Origin of the sequence: Stenotrophomonas sp. GD04145 (assembly GCF_029835135.1) — a bacterium.
Taxonomy (GTDB): domain Bacteria; phylum Pseudomonadota; class Gammaproteobacteria; order Xanthomonadales; family Xanthomonadaceae; genus Stenotrophomonas; species Stenotrophomonas maltophilia_P.
In genome coordinates, this window is record NZ_JAODZG010000001.1 from 86,998 (window position 1) to 101,642 (window position 14,645).

Sequence of the window (14,645 nt, forward strand, 5' to 3'; positions counted from 1 at the left end):
TCCGATCAGCCCGCCTTCGCAGGCACCGGCGTATTGAGCAGCTGCTGTTCCCACATGTAGGCAATGCCGCTGCCGCCGACGTGATCGATCATCACCTGCGTCAGTTTCTCGCCCGATGCCACGCGTGCCCAGTCGCGCTGCCACTCGGCGGCAAGCGCCAGCCAGGTCATCATGTTGACGCCGGCCGCGATCATCCGCTGGATGGCCACCTCGTGCGCTTCGGTGGAGACGCCGCCTGAGGCATCGGTAATGACCGTGACGTCCCAGCCTTCACCCGCAGCCTGGATCGCCGGCATCGCAACGCAGATTTCGGTCCACAGGCCGGCGATGATGAGCTGCTTGCGGCCCGTCGCCTTGACTGCGTCCACAACGGCCTTGTCTTCCCAGGTATTGATGGAGGTCCGGTCGATGACCTCCTGGCCCGGGAACACATCGGTGATGTGGCGGAACAGCAGTCCGCCGCGCTCGGCGATCACGCTGGTCAGAATGACCGGCACGTCGAACACCTTGGCCGACTTGGCCAGGGCCGTGGCGTTGTTCACCACCGCCTGCGGGTCGTGGCTGTTCACGTTCGCGAGCTGGTAGGGCTGATGGTCGATCAGCACGAGGACGGAATCTTCCGGGCGAAGCAATGAATCCAGACCGTTGCGAAACGTCATGACTGTTCCTCTGGCAGTGAGATGCGGATGGATGTGAAGGCCGGTGTGCGTGTGCGACCCGGGATCGATACTGGCATTCCGCGTTTCGGGACAGTAGCCACCGACCGGGCTACACTGTGTCGCACATCGGGGAACGCGCCATGGACATAGAGGAACTGCGGACATTTGTCGAAGTGGCCGATGCCGGCGGCGTCACCGCGGCGGCGCAGCGGCTCGGCATTGCCAAGTCGATCGTCAGCCGGCGGCTGGCACGGCTCGAAGCGGATCTCGGCATCCAGCTGCTGGCCCGCACCACCCGTGGCGCGTCGCTGACAGAAGCAGGCGCCACCTTCCGCGACTATGCGGCCAGGGTTACCGCCGAAATCGACATCGCCAAGGAAACCCTGCTTCCGGCGGGCGAACTGCGCGGGCGCCTGCGCATCGCTGCACCGCTGTCGTTCGGACCGACCCACCTGGCGCCCATCTTCGCCAGGCTGGCGCAGCGCCATCCGCACCTGCACGTGCATGCCTGCTACAGCGATCGGCATGTGGACCTGGTGGTCGAGGGCTACGACTGCGCGATACGGCTTGGCCACCTTCCCGATTCCAACCTGATCGCGCGGCGTATCGGGCCGATCTTCGGAAAGCTGGTGGCCACACCCGGCTATGTCGCCACGCGCGGCGCGCCGCAGACACCGGATGCACTGCTTTCCCACGAATGCCTGATGCAGGGCACGGAGAGCTGGCAGTTCATGGACGGGGACACCGTAATCGCTGTGCGGCCACAGGGGCGCTTCAAGGGCGACAACGGTACGGCGCTGGTGGCCGCTGCGTTGGCGGGCCTGGGCATCGCAATGGTGCCCGAGGGCTTGGTCAGCGAACATCTTGCCTCGGGCGCACTGGTGTCGCTCATGGAACACCACCCGGTGCGGCCGGCGGGCATGTACGTGGTGAGGCCGCCGACGCCGCACCCCGCGCGCAAGGTGCGGGTGCTGACCGAGATGCTGATCGAATGCTTCGGAAGCGCCGCAGAGAACCCGTCGGCTGCGCAGCAGGTGCAAGCACAGCCCTGACTCCGCGCCCGGTTTGCCGGTCTTCGTCGGCCTTCTTCGGGTCTGGTCGCACGCCATTCACCAGGCAGGTGGGTTTCGGCTAGCGTGGGCACTTGAACACGGGGATGCAGAAATACATGAAACGTTGGTTCTTCCTGATGCTTTTGACGGTCCCATTTGCCGCCGGGGCCATCGTCATCCGTGACGACGTGGACGATGCCCGGTACCGCATCGATGGGTCTGCCTTCCCGGCACTGGCCGACCTGCCGGGAGAGGGGCACGGCGTGCTGATCGCCCCACGCTGGGTGGTCACCGCCGCGCACGCCGCACCGATGGACGGCATGGGTGCCGAAGTCACCGTCGGTGGGCGCAACTACGCCGTCGAGCGTGTGTATCTGCACCCCGGCTTCAGGCCGATGCCGGCCGCGCTGGGCGAAGAGGCCCTGGCAACAGGCAGTGCAGGGAAGATCCACGCGTTCCTGGCGGCATCGGATGACATCGCGCTGATCCGGTTGGCAACGCCCGTCGCCGATGTCGAGCCCGTCGCGCTTTATCGGGGCGCGGGCGAGGTTGCGCAGGTGGCCACCTTGATAGGGAAGGGCGCCACCGGGAATGGCGCCGAGGGGTTGATTCCCGGAGGGTCGCATCGCACCACCCTGCGGCGTGCATTCAACGCCATCACCGGCGGCAACGACCGCTATCTCTGGTACCGGTTCGATCCGCCGCCGCGCGCCCTGCCGCTTGAAGGCGTGCTCGGCAACGGCGACAGCGGCGGCCCGCTGGTCATCAACGCGCAGGGCCACTGGCAACTGGTCGGCTTGGGCTCCTGGATCACCGCCGTTCCCGAGCACGCCCTTGAGGCCGGCTTCTATGGCCAGGTGGTGTTCAACGTGCGCATCTCACGCTACGCCGGCTGGATCGACCGCGTCATGTCCGGGGACGAGGCCGGTCGATAGCGGTCGCCGGGTTCAACCCGGCAGCTCGCACTTCATCTTTCCGTCCACGTAGTACGGCTTGGGCACGTTGGGGTTGTCGCTGGTCTTCTCGAAGACCACCTCGAACGAGTCGGTATCCGGCGAGCCCTTGCGATCGGTGCAGGCGTCCTGCAGCTTCTTCTTGACCGCAGCAATGCCGGCATCGCGGTTGGCGCCTTCGGCGCTGTTGGTCAGGTTCACGGTTTCGGCCGAGGCCAGCGGACTCAGGGCCAGCAGGCAGCCGGTAATCAGCACGGTGTGGAGCTTGGTCATGGACTCGCCTCGTGAAGGTTCAGGGGCTTCGAGGATAGTGCGCGACTGTTAACGGCACGTGGTTGGGTGTGATGCGTCACGTTAATGGGTGCCGCCTGCCGGTCTGGCCGGCTGCTCCAGCACGCGGTTGCCGACATACTGGTCACGCTCTCCATGCTGCCGTGCGCGCTCTGCGGCAAGCAGAATTTCCATCACCACGCGCAGGCCATTGAGAGAGCAGTCGGCGTCGGACAGCGCCATGCGTCGCCCTTGCGGCAGATGACCCTCCGGCCAGGGCCGGCCGTTGGACGCTGCGCCTGCGCCGATGCTGTGCAGCAGCGAAACGAAGGCGTTGCGATCCGGTGTGGGCTCGTTGGCGGGATGCAGGCGGATCGGCTGCGGAGGAGGGGAGTAGGCGTTGCAGGGCTCCGAACAGATAAACGGAAGCCGCCACCGATAAAGGTGGCGGACGGTGCGAGGCTCGAAACCCGGTCTACGCTGGAACCGGCAGGCACAAGGCCTCCGCGCACCGCCCGCCATAGCTGGCTGGCAAGCGTGTACTTCGGCGTAGAACCGAGGCTTCGAAGCCCGGAACCCGTTTTCGGTGGCGCGCCAAGAATTACTCCCGGTCATGTGGGAGGCCAAGGGCATGGGGTAGATGCCGACCACGCCCTCGACGCTTCTTGCGTTGTCGCATGGCAGGCAAGGGCAGGGAGGCGCCCGTCGTGCAAGGGTTTGGCGTGATTTCAGGCTTGGGCTGTCGTGGTGACGACTGCCTGAGTCGTTGTTGCAGAATTTCAGGGCAATCGAGACAGGCGATAGTATCTGCAGGTATCGAGTTGCGTGTCAGCATGGGCACGCGTTGACATCTATCAGGAGGGGATATGGAGCGAGCGCAGAAGGACCTGACCATGGCCGAAGTGGCGGGGTGGGGCTCATTGCTTGCTACGTTCGGCCTGATTCAAGGCGCGCTTTACCTGAGGGCGTTCTGGAGCTATTTCGGCCTTGATCCTTTCCAGTTCGTTGCCGTAAGTGAACTTGCCTTGGCCGGCCTTGTGGCCATCGGCTTTGTATTGTTCCTGATGCTGGTGGCGACGCTCTTTGGTGGCTGGATGGAGCCCAAACTGACGAATGGCAACTCGAAAGCCAGCGTTCTCGGGAAGGTATTGGCTGCTCTTTTCTTCGGCGCCTTGGGTGCGCTGATCTGGTGGATAGACGCGTGGCCGCTTGTCTTCGGCATGGCGCTTACGGTCGGTTGCATTGTCGTCGTCCAGTTCGTGCCCATTGTGCCCCGTGCCATTCGGGAGTCGCCTTGGATCGCCTACATTGCCGTATGGGTAATCTATGTCTCATTTGCATCAAGCTGGTTCGGGCAGGAGCGTGCAAGAACGATAGTCCGCGGAGGCGCCAGCTACAGCGCGACCTTGAGCTTGGAGGGAGAAACACAGCGAGATCTGACTTTGATCGGCCGCCTCGGCGACAGCTATGTGTTGTGGAATCTGGCGCGGAGAAGCGCTGTTCTTGTGCCTGTTGGTGATGTTAAAAGGCTTGAATTGGCCCGTAAGGGCACTTCAGGAGCGCCGACTGGGGAATAGAGTGGTAGAAAGGTTGTTGCTTTGAAGCTGCTTTCTGGTTGTGGGCTGTTGATTCGCACCGGCCTTCGCCACTCCGCGGCATGGGGCAGATTGGTTGTGATTGCGGATGTTTATCGGGGTAGGGCGGGTGTCCATTTCCAGCCGATACAGGGCACAAAGGGGAATTAGGACCGCACCCGGCATCGGCCTCCACATCACCTATCCAGCTTCCACCACGCGACCAGTGCCGCAAATGCGGGCGACGGCTGCCGACGGTTCGGGTAGTAGAGGTGGTAGCCGGGGAAAGGAACGCACCACCTGTCCAGCACGGCCAGCAGCCTGCCGTGCGCGATGTGCTCGGCCACCAGCGGTTCCGGCACGTAAGCCAAGCCCAGGCCATCCAGTGCGGCATTGATGACGTGGGTCATGCTGTTGAAGACCAACGGCCCGTCGCCGCGCACGGTGAATTCCTTGCCTTTCTCTTCGAACTCCCATGCATAGATGGCACCGTTTGGGCGGTGCCGGATGTGGACGCAGCGGTGGTGCGTAATGTCGGCGGGCTTCTTCGGTTTCGGATGCTTCTCGAAGTAGTCGGGCGAGCCCACCACGACCAGACGCCAATCGGGGCCAACCCTGACAGCGATCATGTCCTTGCTCAGCGCCTCCCCGAGCCGGATGCCCGCATCGAAGCGTTGCTCCACCACATTGGTGAAGCCGTAATCCACGTAGAACTCAAGCGTGATGTCCGGGTACTCGGCCAGGAACCCAGCAAGCCGCGGGCGGATGACGGTCTCCATGGAATCGTCAGTGCAGGAGATCCGTAGCGTTCCGGCGGGTCGGTCGCGCAGGTCTCCCAACGCCTCTACGCTGGCGCCGATAGCTTCGAAATGCGGCGCGATCGAGCGCATCAGTCGCTCGCCTGCCTCCGTGGGCGATACGTTGCGCGTCGTCCTGGCCAGGAGGCGAATGCCCAGGCGCTCTTCCAGCAACCGCATCGAATGGCTCAGCGCAGAGGGCGTTACCCCAAGACGAACAGCCGCCTTGGTGAAACTCTGCTCCTGCGCCACAACCAGGAACGCTTGCAGATCGTGAGTCTTCACGGTGCTCATGGATCAATTGTGAGCTCAACTCAGCAATGCATCAACTTTCAAGCGGCTTATCGATATAGGGGCCGGGGCCTATCGTGGCGGCCCAAGTCCCCCAACCGAGGCCACACGCCCATGAAACGCACCACGCTGCTGCTGGCACTGCTCGCCAGCCTCAATGTTCCGGCTTCGGCCATGGCCGCTGACGCACCGGTGCCGGCCCGGGCTCTTGGAGCCGACAACTTCTACCGCAGCCCAACGGTCAAGGGGGAGCGCGTGAGCTTCCACAACCAGTACCAGATGGAGGTGGTGGGCACGCTTTATCGCCCTCAAGGCTTGCCTGGCGGCAGCCGCGCCCCCGCAGTGGTGGTTGGCCACCCGATGGGCGCAGTGAAGGAGCAGAGCTCGCAGCTCTACGCGCAGAAGTTGGCCGAGCAGGGTTTCGTTACGCTGGCGATCGACCTTTCCTTCTGGGGCGAGAGTGCTGGCGCCCCCCGACACCTGGTGGCGCCGGAAATCTACTCGGACGATATCAGTGCGGCCGTGGATTTCCTGAGCACTCAGTCCTTTGTCGACCCCGACCGCATCGGCGGCCTGGGCATCTGTGGCAGCGGCAGCTTTGTGATCAGTGCCGCCAAGATCGACCCGCGCATCAAGGCCATCGCCACGGTGAGCATGTACGACATGGGCGCGGCGGCACGGCAGGGGCTGAACAATGGCCAGTCGCTGGAGCAGCGCAAGGCGGTGATCCAGTCCGCGACAGACCAGCGTCTGGCCGAATTCAAGGGCGGGGCGCCGGTGTTCGTGCCTGGCACCGTGAACCAACTCGATGCTGACACGCCCGCCATCCAGCGTGAGTTCTTCGACTTCTACCGCACCCCGCGCGGCGCCTACACGCCAAAGGGTGACAAGGCCGAACTGACAACCCAGCCGCTCTTCAGCAGCCTGGTCAAATTCATGAACTTCTATCCCTTCAACGACATTGAGACGATCTCGCCTCGGCCAATGCTCTTCATCTCCGGCGACGCCGCGCATTCCCGTGAGTTCAGCGAAGACGCCTACCGAAGGGCAGGGCAGCCGAAGGAGCTCTACTGGGTGAAGGGCGCCGGCCACGTGGATCTGTACGATCGCACCCCGCTGATTCCCTTTTACAAGCTGACCACATTCTTCCAGCGCGGCCTGGCGGCGAAATGAGCAGCACCGAGGCCCTCCCGGATCGCGCGAACTGGGGCGGGGTGCTCGCAATGACGCTATGCGTCTTCGCGTTGATCGCCTCGGAATTCATGCCGGTGAGCCTGCTCACGCCCTTGGCAGCAGATCTGGGCGTGACCGAAGGCCTTGCAGGCTACGGCATTGCGATCTCGGGTGCCTTTGCGGTGCTGACCAGCCTGTCGATCTCCCGGTTGGCGGGCAACGTGAACCGGCGAACGTTGCTGTTGATCCTCACGGCGTTGATGGCGGTATCGGGACTGGTGGTAGCGCTGGCCCCGAACTATCCGGTCTACATGACAGGCCGTGCGCTGATCGGCGTGGTGATCGGTGGCTTCTGGTCGTTGTCCGCCGCAACGGCGATGCGGCTGGTGCCGGAGGCCGAGGTCCCGCGAGCCTTGGCGGTATTCAACAGCGGCAACGCGCTTGCAACGGTCATTGCGGCGCCACTGGGTAGCTACCTCGGCAGCATGATCGGATGGCGCGGCGCTTTCCTGTGCCTTCTGCCGGTGGCTGCTGTCGCCCTGGCGTGGCAGTGGTTTTGTCTGCCGTCCATGGCTGCGGAGGAAGGTCAATCACGCAGCGGGGTGGTCGTGTTGTTGCGGCGGCGGGTGGTGGCACTGGGCATGACGGCCTGCGCCGCCTTCTTCATGGGGCAGTTCGCCCTGTTCACCTACGTGCGGCCGTTCCTGGAGCGGGTGACCCTTGCGGGGGCATCTGATGTTCCATGGGTGCTGCTGGCCATCGGGGTGAGTGGCTTCGTGGGCACACTGGCCATCGGTGCGTTTGTCAGCCGCGGGCTCTATCGCACACTGGTGACCCTTCCGGCCCTGATGGCGCTGATTGCCGTCGGCCTGATTCCGCTGGGGGCGCACCTTTGGCCGACCACCGTACTGCTCTCGGCCTGGGGGCTGTTGGCCACGGCTGCACCGGTTGGCTGGTGGAGCTGGCTGGCGCGCACGTTCACCGATAATGCCGAAGCCGGTGGCGGGCTGATGGTTGCCGTGGTGCAGTGCTCCATCGCGCTGGGCGCCGCCCTTGGCGGACTGCTGTTCGATAGTTGCGGTTTTGCCAGTACTTTCCTGGCCGGTGCGGGCTTCCTGTTGTTTGCCGCGCTGCTTGCCTACCTCACGGCTTCGGAAGATCTGGACACGTCAGCAGCGGCGATTCCCAGGGAGGTTCCGAAGCGATGACACGCTTTACGTCGCCTTCCGCGAAACTTCTCTTGCTCCTCGTAGCATCTGCGACGGCAGCAGCATGCCGAGCCGCGCCCGATCATCAAGTTGTCGCGACCACCAGGACTAGCGCCAACCAAGAGGTTCATCCCATGAAGGTTCGACTGATCATCAACGACCAACGGCTGTCGGCCACCCTGGAAGACAGCCTTCCCGCACGCGAGTTCATCGCCCAGTTGCCACTGACCCTGCAGCTTGAAGACTACGCAGAGACCGAGAAGATCGCGCAGCTTCCGCGCCGTCTCAACGTGACGGGCGAGCCGGAGGGAATCACGCCGTTGGCGGGTGACATCGCCTTCTATGCGCCATGGGGAAATTTGGCGATCTTCCATAGGCCGTTTGCCTACTCGAAAGGCCTGGTCAGACTGGGTCGAGTAGAAGGCGGGTTGCAGCACCTTCGAAAGAAGGGGCCGGTGGAGATTCGCATCCAGTCCGACTAGCTGCCGATTGAAGATCCTCGCTCGCACGCAACCACTGCAGCGTACACATGCATATATACCTTGCATGCATCAGTCATATGCACACACGTGCTTCTTCCGGCACGGCGCGGAGGCTAGATTCCCCTGACAATCCGTCACGGAGTGACCCATGCAGACTCGCACCCGCCTCCGCACCCTGGTGCCTTGTTTTCCCGCCACACTGATCTGGATTGCGGCCTCCCTCTGCGCCACCGCTGCGCTTGCCAGCGAGCCACTGCAGATCGAATCGCAAGGAAGCCTTCTCGCGGGCGGCACGAAAAAGACGGAACCTGGCACGTTCGATCCGCTCAAGCCCTCCAACCCGGCCGGGCAGAGCTACCACGGTGACCACGTCTACGCCTTCTACCAGAAGCCGGTGAATGCGCGTCCGCTGCCGATCGTGATGTGGCACGGGGCAGGGCAGTCATCGAAGAGCTGGGAAACGACCGCCGATGGGCGCGAGGGCTTCCAGAATCTGTTCCTGCGTCGTGGCTTCACGACTTACCTGATCGATCAGCCACGCCGAGGCAAAGCCGGCCGAAGCATGGTGGAGGCCTCGCTGGCACCCGTGGCAGACGATCAGATGTGGTTCAACCAGTTCCGCATCGGGCTCTGGCCAAACTACTTCAGTGGCAGCCAGTTCCCGAAAGGCGAGGCCGTGCTTGAGCAGTTCTTCCGTTCGGTCACTCCCAACACCGGGCCGTTTGACCTGGATGTGGTCTCCGACGGCGTAGCGGCACTACTGCAGAAGACAGGACCTGCCATCCTGTTTACCCATTCGCAGGCAGGTGGTCCTGGCTGGATGACGGCCATAAAGAGCCCGAACGTTCGCGCAATCGTTGCCTTCGAGCCAGGCAGCAGCTTCGTGTTTGCAGAGGGTGATGCGCCCGCACCGATTCCCAGTGCCTTCGACACCGTAGCACCCGCAGTGGTTTCGCCCGAACAGTTCAAGGCGCTGACCCGCATTCCGATTCTGGTGCTGTATGGCGACAACATCCCCGACACGCCCGTTGACCTGCCCGCGCAGGACAGCTGGCGGGCGCGACTGGAAATGGCCCGCGCCTGGCGTGATGCCGTCAATCGGCAGGGTGGGGATGTCACCCTTGTCCATCTGCCAGACCTGGGTATTCGCGGCAACAGTCACTTCCCGTTCTCGGACCTCAACAACGTCCAGATCGCCGATCTGGTGAGTGCATTTCTGGAGAAGAAGCATCTGGATCACTGAGCCGAATTGCCATTCATAACATGCGTGCATGACTGATATCCGGATGATGCCCTGTTTCCATGAGTGCGCGACGGTTAGCTTTACTTCTGATCCCCGCCAACGCAGGCGCCCAGTGCGCTCCGGTCGGGGAATATCCAGACTGGGAGCACTTGAATGAAGCACATCGTGCACGCCACGCTGTTGGCCATATCGCTCGGCCTGGCGACAGGCAACGCCTGCGCTGCGGACTACAGGCTCAATCCCTTCAAACTGGCCTATGAAGGTGCCATCACCCGCAACGTACCCAGCGAGGTCAACATCCATTCGGTGTCCTATCCGCTGAATGGAATCGAGATCGCGGCCAACTTCTACACGCCCGCCAACTTTGATGCCTCGCGGAAGTACCCGACCATCGTGGTGGCCCACCCCAACGGCGGCGTGAAAGAGCAGGTCGCCGGCCTCTACGCACAGCGCCTAGCCGAGCAGGGCTACATCGCCATTACCGCCGACGCGGCCTATCAGGGCGCCAGTGGCGGCCAGCCGCGCAACGTGGACACGCCGTCGCACCGCATCGAAGACATCCATGGCATGGCGGATTTCATCAGCCGATTCCCTTGGGTGGATACCTCGCGCCTGGGCTTGCTGGGCATCTGTGGCGGTGGCGGCTATTCGCTGGCCGCCGCGCAGACCGACAAGCGCTTCAAGGCCATCGCCACCATCAGCATGTTCAATTCCGGCCGTGTGCGCCGCAACGGCTATGGCGACTCACAGCGCGACACTCTCCAGCAACGCCTGCAACAGGCTTCGCAGGCCCGTGCGCAGGAAGCCGCTGGCGGCGAAGTGATGTACTCCGGCGACGCCAACCTCAGCGACGAACAGATCGCCAAACTACCCTTCGATCTGTATCGGCAAGGCTATGAGTACTACTGGAAGACGCATGCCCATCCCAATTCCACCTTCCGCTACACCACCAGCAGCCTGCTGGACCTGATGCGCTGGGACGCCACCGACCAGATCGAACTGATCAACCAGCCGCTGCTGATGATTGCCGGCAGTAAGGCCGACAGCCTGTACATGAGCCAGGACGCCTTCGCCAAGGCGACCGGCACCACCGACAAGCAACTGGTGCTGCTGGACGGTGCCACGCACATCGAGACGTACTGGGTGCCCAAGTACGTGGATGCCGCCGTTGCTTCGCTCACCACGTTCTACAGCCGGACGCTTGCGCTATGACTACACCTCGTAAATCACCCGCGCACACCGCGCTGCTGGGCGCTGCATTGAGCGTGGCGGCACCCTTTGCCGACGCCGGCGAGACGCCCACGCAGCAGATCACCCGGGCAGGGGCCCAGGCGTCGGTTGCCGGCCCCGCCGAGACCTTCGTTGGCCAGGTTCGCATCGATCCGCTGTTCCCGGCGAACGATGACGTGCAGGCCGCCTCTGCCTACGTCACGTTCGAGCCCGGCGCACGTTCGGCCTGGCATAGCCATCCTGCCGGGCAGCGTCTGGTGGTGACCTCAGGTGTGGGGTTGACCCAGGAATGGGGCAAGCCGGTGCAGCAGATACAGGCCGGCGATGTGGTGGTATGCCCAGCCGGCGTCAAGCACTGGCACGGCGCGGCGCCACACAGTGCGATGACCCACCTCACGGTCACCGGCGTGGCAGGCGGGAAATCGGTGGACTGGCTGGAGCAGGTAACCGATGACCAGTATCGCGAGGCATCAGCAAGTGTCGACGCCCCCGTGGCCGGGCCGCTAACGCCCAGGCAGCAATCGATCCCGCTCATTGCAGCCGCAGCTGCCAGCAGCAACATGCCCCAGCTCAACGCCGCACTGAATCGAGGGCTTGATGCCGGCTTGACCGTGAGCGAAGCGAAGGAAGTGCTCGTGCAGCTGTATGCCTATGCAGGCTTCCCCAAGAGCCTCAATGCGCTGGGCGAACTGCTGAGCGTGGTACGCGAGCGCGAGGCGCAGAGGATCGCCACCGCAGCCGGGCAGCCACCCACCGCTGAAGTGCCTGTGGGCGATGCACTGCGCGCCGTGGGCACCGCCAACCAGACCCGCATCTCCGGCGCCCCGGTCACCGGGCCGGTCATGGACTTCGCGCCCATCATCAACCAATACCTGCAGACCCACCTGTTCGGTGACATCTTCGAGCGCGACAACCTGGATTGGCAGAGCCGTGAACTGGCCACGGTGGGTGCGCTGGCGGCCATGCCCGGCGTGGAGGCGCAACTGCGCTCGCACATGGCGGCCAGCCAGCGCGTAGGCCTCAGTCGCGCGCAATTGGAACACCTGGCCCGGCTGCTGGCACATGGCGGTCATGCGGCCGCGTCAGCCCGCGCAGTGCAGACACTGGAGCAAACCCCCGCGCCTTCGCCATGACCGTGCCGCCGTTCAACCGCGATAGCGCAGAGCATCGCGCAGCACGGTGAACGCAGGCGACGACTGCCTGCGGCTGGGGTAGTACAGGTGGTAGCCGGGGAAGGAGGGGCACCAGTCCTGCAGCACGTGGACCAGGGTGCCTGCCTGCACGTGGGGGCTCACCAGATCCTCGGGCATGTAGGCCAGCCCCAATCCCTCCAGTGCAGCTCCCAGGCGCAGGGCAATGTTGTTGAACACCAGCTGGCCTTCCACCCGCACCTTCAACTCCTGGCCCTTCTTTTCGAACTCCCACGCGAAAATGCCGCCGTGGGTCGGCAGGCGGATGGTGATGCAGTTGTGCCGGGTGAGGTCGTGCGGTGATTTCGGCTTTGGATGACGCTGGAAGTAGGCAGGCGATCCGACCACGGCCATGCGCAGGTCGGGCCCAACGCGCACGGCAATCATGTCCTTGGCCACCTGCTCGCCCATGCGGATGCCGGCGTCGAAGCCCTCGGCCACGATGTCGGTCAGCCCGTAGTCGACGATCACCTCGATGTTCAGATCAGGATTGGCCGGCAGCAGCTTGCCCAGTACCGGCTGCATCACGGTAATCGCCGCATGTTCGCCGGCAGTGATGCGCAGGCGCCCGGCGGGCTTGTCGCGGTAGGCATTCAGCTGCGCAAGCTCGCTGTCGATCTCCTCGAAGCGCGGTGCAATCACCCGCAGCAACTGCTCTCCGGCCTCGGTGGGCGAAACGCTGCGGGTGGTCCGGGCAAGCAAGCGCACCCCCAGGCGCTCTTCGAGCTGACGCATCGACCGGCTCAGGGCAGGCTGGGACATGCCGAGCTGGGCCGCAGCCCGGGTAAAGCTGCGTTCCCTGGCCACCAGCACGAACATGGCCAGCTGATCGTAATTCTCGACGCTCATTGATGCGCACCGGATATAAGCGATATCCGATTATGCCTCTGCAAGAATTTGTTTTGGGGGCGTAGATTGGCGCCATGACGATTCCAAACCCCAACCTTGGTCGCCGGGCCGTCATCGCCGCCCTGGCCTCGCTCCCGCTGGGATGTTCCGCCACAGTGCCGGAGGAGGGTATGGTCGCTGACCGATCAAGTGCACGGACCTTGATTGCCTGCTTCTCACGCTCGGGCAACACCCGGGTTGTCGCCGGGCTCATTCATCGCAGCATGCCCAGCGACCTGTTTGAGATACAGACTGCCGTGGACTACCCGGCGGACTACCTGGAAACGGTAGCGAAGGCGCGGCAGGAGCGCGACGACGACGTGGAACCTGCGCTGCGCACGCGTATTACCGGCATTGATCGCTATGACACCGTGTACCTGGGTTTCCCGATCTGGGGTGAAACCACGCCGCCGATCATTCGATCACTACTGTCGCAGCACGACATGAGTGGCAAGACCATCGTGCCGTTCATAACCCATGGCGGCTACGGCGTGGGTAGCAGCCTACGCGTGCTTGCTCGCCACGCGCCTGATGCACGCATATTGCAGGCATTCGTGATGCAGGCCGACCAGGAGCGCAAAACCATGGAGAGCGTCAACGCCTGGTTGGCAGCTCCGCACACTCCCCGATGAGGATTCGAGCATGAAGACCCGCACGCTTGGACAAGGCCTTGAAGTCTCTGCCCTCGGCCTTGGCTGCATGGGCATGAGCTCGGCGTACGGCCCGGCCGCCGACAAGCGGGAAATGATCGCGTTGATCCGCACGGCGGTGGAGCGTGGCGTCACCCACTTCGACACCGCCGAAGCCTACGGCCCCTTCGCCAACGAAGTGCTGGTGGGCGAGGCCTTGGCGCCGGTTCGCGACCATGTGGTGATCGCCACCAAGTTCGGCTTCGACATCGATCCTGCGACCGGTGCCCGTGGCGCCGGTACCAACAGCCAGCCCGCGCATATCCGGGCCGCCGTGGAGGGCAGCCTGAAACGGCTTGGCATTGATCGCATCGATCTGCTTTACCAGCACCGCGTTGACCCGGCGGTGCCCATCGAGCAGGTTGCCGATACGGTGAAGGCCCTTATTGCAGAGGGCAAGGTTGCGCATTTCGGCCTGTCTGAAGCCGGCGTGCAGACGATCCGCCGGGCCCATGCAGTGCAACCGTTGACGGCTGTGCAGAGCGAGTTCTCGCTGTTCTGGCGTGAGCCGGAAGCAGAACTTCTGCCGCTGCTTGAGGAGCTGGGCATTGGCTTCGTACCCTTCAGTCCACTGGGCGCTGGCTTCCTGACCGGAAAGATTGACGAGCACACGCAGTTCGATGCGACGGACTTCCGCAACTCGGTACCCCGCTTCTCCACGGAGTCACGCCGGGCCAACATGGCCTTGGTCGACGCGGTGAAAACGCTGGCTGCAGCGAAGAAGGCTACGCCCGCGCAGGTCGCTCTGGCGTGGCTGCTTGCCCAAGGGTCGTACATTTCGCCGATTCCAGGCACCACCAAGCTTCACCGGCTGGATGAGAATCTGGGCGCGGTGGATCTGGCGCTGGATGGAACCGAACTGGCGCGCATCAGTAAGCAAGTGGCGGCGGTCAGTGTCAGTGGCGCACGTTTGCCAGAGGCAGCATTGAAGATGACCGGCCAGTAG

The 14,645-nt window shown here is 63.7% G+C and carries 15 protein-coding genes and 1 pseudogene; 11 read left to right on the forward strand and 5 right to left on the reverse strand.

All coding sequences use genetic code 11. The annotated features are described in order from the left end of the window. Window positions 1-5 precede the first annotated feature (5 nt). A complete protein-coding gene (locus N7367_RS00385; RefSeq protein WP_128988193.1) occupies window positions 6-659 on the reverse strand; it encodes a hydrolase in 654 nt (217 codons plus the stop codon). Window positions 660-799: 140 nt separating this feature from the next. Between N7367_RS00385 and N7367_RS00390 the strand changes: the two genes are divergently transcribed. Both N7367_RS00390 and N7367_RS00395 read left to right on the forward strand, forming a co-directional pair. Next, window positions 800-1,711 carry a LysR family transcriptional regulator gene (locus tag N7367_RS00390; RefSeq protein WP_128988194.1) on the forward strand — a complete coding sequence of 304 codons (912 nt, stop codon included), beginning with the start codon at window positions 800-802 and terminating at the stop codon, window positions 1,709-1,711. A 116-nt stretch (window positions 1,712-1,827) separates the two neighbouring features. Then, on the forward strand, window positions 1,828-2,646 hold the full coding sequence (locus N7367_RS00395; protein ID WP_279941539.1) for a trypsin-like serine protease: 819 nt from the start codon (window positions 1,828-1,830) through the stop codon (window positions 2,644-2,646). Between the two features lie 12 nt (window positions 2,647-2,658). On the opposite strand, the gene N7367_RS00400 is transcribed toward N7367_RS00395, so the two are convergent. Both N7367_RS00400 and N7367_RS00405 read right to left on the reverse strand, forming a co-directional pair. Beyond that, window positions 2,659-2,937, reverse strand: coding sequence for a hypothetical protein (locus tag N7367_RS00400; protein ID WP_053515798.1), 279 nt, complete (start codon window positions 2,935-2,937; stop codon window positions 2,659-2,661). Between the two features lie 114 nt (window positions 2,938-3,051). After that, a pseudogene (locus N7367_RS00405) lies at window positions 3,052-3,354 on the reverse strand (hypothetical protein); the annotation flags it as partial. A gap of 473 nt (window positions 3,355-3,827) precedes the next feature. On the opposite strand from N7367_RS00405, the gene N7367_RS00410 reads away from it, so the two are divergent. Then, window positions 3,828-4,511 carry a hypothetical protein gene (locus N7367_RS00410; RefSeq protein ID WP_279941487.1) on the forward strand — a complete coding sequence of 228 codons (684 nt, stop codon included), beginning with the start codon at window positions 3,828-3,830 and terminating at the stop codon, window positions 4,509-4,511. Between the two features lie 194 nt (window positions 4,512-4,705). On the opposite strand, the gene N7367_RS00415 is transcribed toward N7367_RS00410, so the two are convergent. Continuing rightward, window positions 4,706-5,599 carry a LysR family transcriptional regulator gene (locus N7367_RS00415; RefSeq protein WP_128988197.1) on the reverse strand — a complete coding sequence of 298 codons (894 nt, stop codon included), beginning with the start codon at window positions 5,597-5,599 and terminating at the stop codon, window positions 4,706-4,708. 111 nt (window positions 5,600-5,710) lie between these two features. Here N7367_RS00415 and N7367_RS00420 point away from each other — a divergent pair, with 111 nt between their 5' ends. The 6 genes from N7367_RS00420 (at window position 5,711) to N7367_RS00445 (ending at window position 12,065) form a co-directional block, all read left to right on the forward strand. Beyond that, window positions 5,711-6,769, forward strand: coding sequence for an alpha/beta hydrolase (locus tag N7367_RS00420; RefSeq protein ID WP_279941488.1), 1,059 nt, complete (start codon window positions 5,711-5,713; stop codon window positions 6,767-6,769). Continuing rightward, window positions 6,766-7,977, forward strand: a complete 1,212-nt coding sequence (locus N7367_RS00425; RefSeq protein WP_279941489.1) for an MFS transporter — start codon at window positions 6,766-6,768, stop codon at window positions 7,975-7,977. The genes N7367_RS00420 and N7367_RS00425 overlap by 4 nt, the downstream gene beginning before the upstream one ends. 134 nt (window positions 7,978-8,111) lie before the next feature. Then, the gene (locus N7367_RS00430) at window positions 8,112-8,459 is read left to right on the forward strand and encodes a cyclophilin-like fold protein (RefSeq protein ID WP_279941490.1); all 348 of its coding nucleotides are present in this window, start codon (window positions 8,112-8,114) and stop codon (window positions 8,457-8,459) included. A gap of 148 nt (window positions 8,460-8,607) precedes the next feature. Next, a complete protein-coding gene (locus N7367_RS00435) occupies window positions 8,608-9,702 on the forward strand; it encodes an alpha/beta fold hydrolase (RefSeq protein ID WP_128988201.1) in 1,095 nt (364 codons plus the stop codon). Window positions 9,703-9,855: 153 nt separating this feature from the next. Beyond that, the gene (locus N7367_RS00440; RefSeq protein WP_279941491.1) at window positions 9,856-10,914 is read left to right on the forward strand and encodes an alpha/beta hydrolase; all 1,059 of its coding nucleotides are present in this window, start codon (window positions 9,856-9,858) and stop codon (window positions 10,912-10,914) included. After that, window positions 10,911-12,065, forward strand: coding sequence for a carboxymuconolactone decarboxylase family protein (locus N7367_RS00445; protein WP_279941492.1), 1,155 nt, complete (start codon window positions 10,911-10,913; stop codon window positions 12,063-12,065). The genes N7367_RS00440 and N7367_RS00445 overlap by 4 nt, the downstream gene beginning before the upstream one ends. A gap of 12 nt (window positions 12,066-12,077) precedes the next feature. On the opposite strand, the gene N7367_RS00450 is transcribed toward N7367_RS00445, so the two are convergent. After that, window positions 12,078-12,971 (reverse strand): LysR family transcriptional regulator, encoded by an 894-nt coding sequence (locus N7367_RS00450; protein WP_128988204.1) that lies wholly within the window; start codon window positions 12,969-12,971, stop codon window positions 12,078-12,080. 74 nt (window positions 12,972-13,045) lie between these two features. Between N7367_RS00450 and N7367_RS00455 the strand changes: the two genes are divergently transcribed. Together N7367_RS00455 and N7367_RS00460 are read left to right on the forward strand one after the other, a co-directional pair. Next, the gene (locus N7367_RS00455; RefSeq protein ID WP_128988205.1) at window positions 13,046-13,642 is read left to right on the forward strand and encodes a flavodoxin; all 597 of its coding nucleotides are present in this window, start codon (window positions 13,046-13,048) and stop codon (window positions 13,640-13,642) included. Between the two features lie 10 nt (window positions 13,643-13,652). Continuing rightward, window positions 13,653-14,645: an aldo/keto reductase gene (locus N7367_RS00460; RefSeq protein WP_128988206.1), complete on the forward strand. Its 993-nt coding sequence runs from the start codon at window positions 13,653-13,655 to the stop codon at window positions 14,643-14,645.

Bases quoted from the DNA above. Each gene is read 5' to 3' on its own strand.
- N7367_RS00385 (WP_128988193.1), bottom strand. From the start codon at position 659: ATGACGTTTCGCAACGGTCTGGATTCATTGCTTCGCCCGGAAGATTCC.
- N7367_RS00390 (WP_128988194.1), top strand. From the start codon at position 800: ATGGACATAGAGGAACTGCGGACATTTGTCGAAGTGGCCGATGCCGGC.
- N7367_RS00395 (WP_279941539.1), top strand. From the start codon at position 1,828: ATGAAACGTTGGTTCTTCCTGATGCTTTTGACGGTCCCATTTGCCGCC.
- N7367_RS00400 (WP_053515798.1), bottom strand. From the start codon at position 2,937: ATGACCAAGCTCCACACCGTGCTGATTACCGGCTGCCTGCTGGCCCTG.
- N7367_RS00410 (WP_279941487.1), top strand. From the start codon at position 3,828: ATGGCCGAAGTGGCGGGGTGGGGCTCATTGCTTGCTACGTTCGGCCTG.
- N7367_RS00415 (WP_128988197.1), bottom strand. From the start codon at position 5,599: ATGAGCACCGTGAAGACTCACGATCTGCAAGCGTTCCTGGTTGTGGCG.
- N7367_RS00420 (WP_279941488.1), top strand. From the start codon at position 5,711: ATGAAACGCACCACGCTGCTGCTGGCACTGCTCGCCAGCCTCAATGTT.
- N7367_RS00425 (WP_279941489.1), top strand. From the start codon at position 6,766: ATGAGCAGCACCGAGGCCCTCCCGGATCGCGCGAACTGGGGCGGGGTG.
- N7367_RS00430 (WP_279941490.1), top strand. From the start codon at position 8,112: ATGAAGGTTCGACTGATCATCAACGACCAACGGCTGTCGGCCACCCTG.
- N7367_RS00435 (WP_128988201.1), top strand. From the start codon at position 8,608: ATGCAGACTCGCACCCGCCTCCGCACCCTGGTGCCTTGTTTTCCCGCC.
- N7367_RS00440 (WP_279941491.1), top strand. From the start codon at position 9,856: ATGAAGCACATCGTGCACGCCACGCTGTTGGCCATATCGCTCGGCCTG.
- N7367_RS00445 (WP_279941492.1), top strand. From the start codon at position 10,911: ATGACTACACCTCGTAAATCACCCGCGCACACCGCGCTGCTGGGCGCT.
- N7367_RS00450 (WP_128988204.1), bottom strand. From the start codon at position 12,971: ATGAGCGTCGAGAATTACGATCAGCTGGCCATGTTCGTGCTGGTGGCC.
- N7367_RS00455 (WP_128988205.1), top strand. From the start codon at position 13,046: ATGACGATTCCAAACCCCAACCTTGGTCGCCGGGCCGTCATCGCCGCC.
- N7367_RS00460 (WP_128988206.1), top strand. From the start codon at position 13,653: ATGAAGACCCGCACGCTTGGACAAGGCCTTGAAGTCTCTGCCCTCGGC.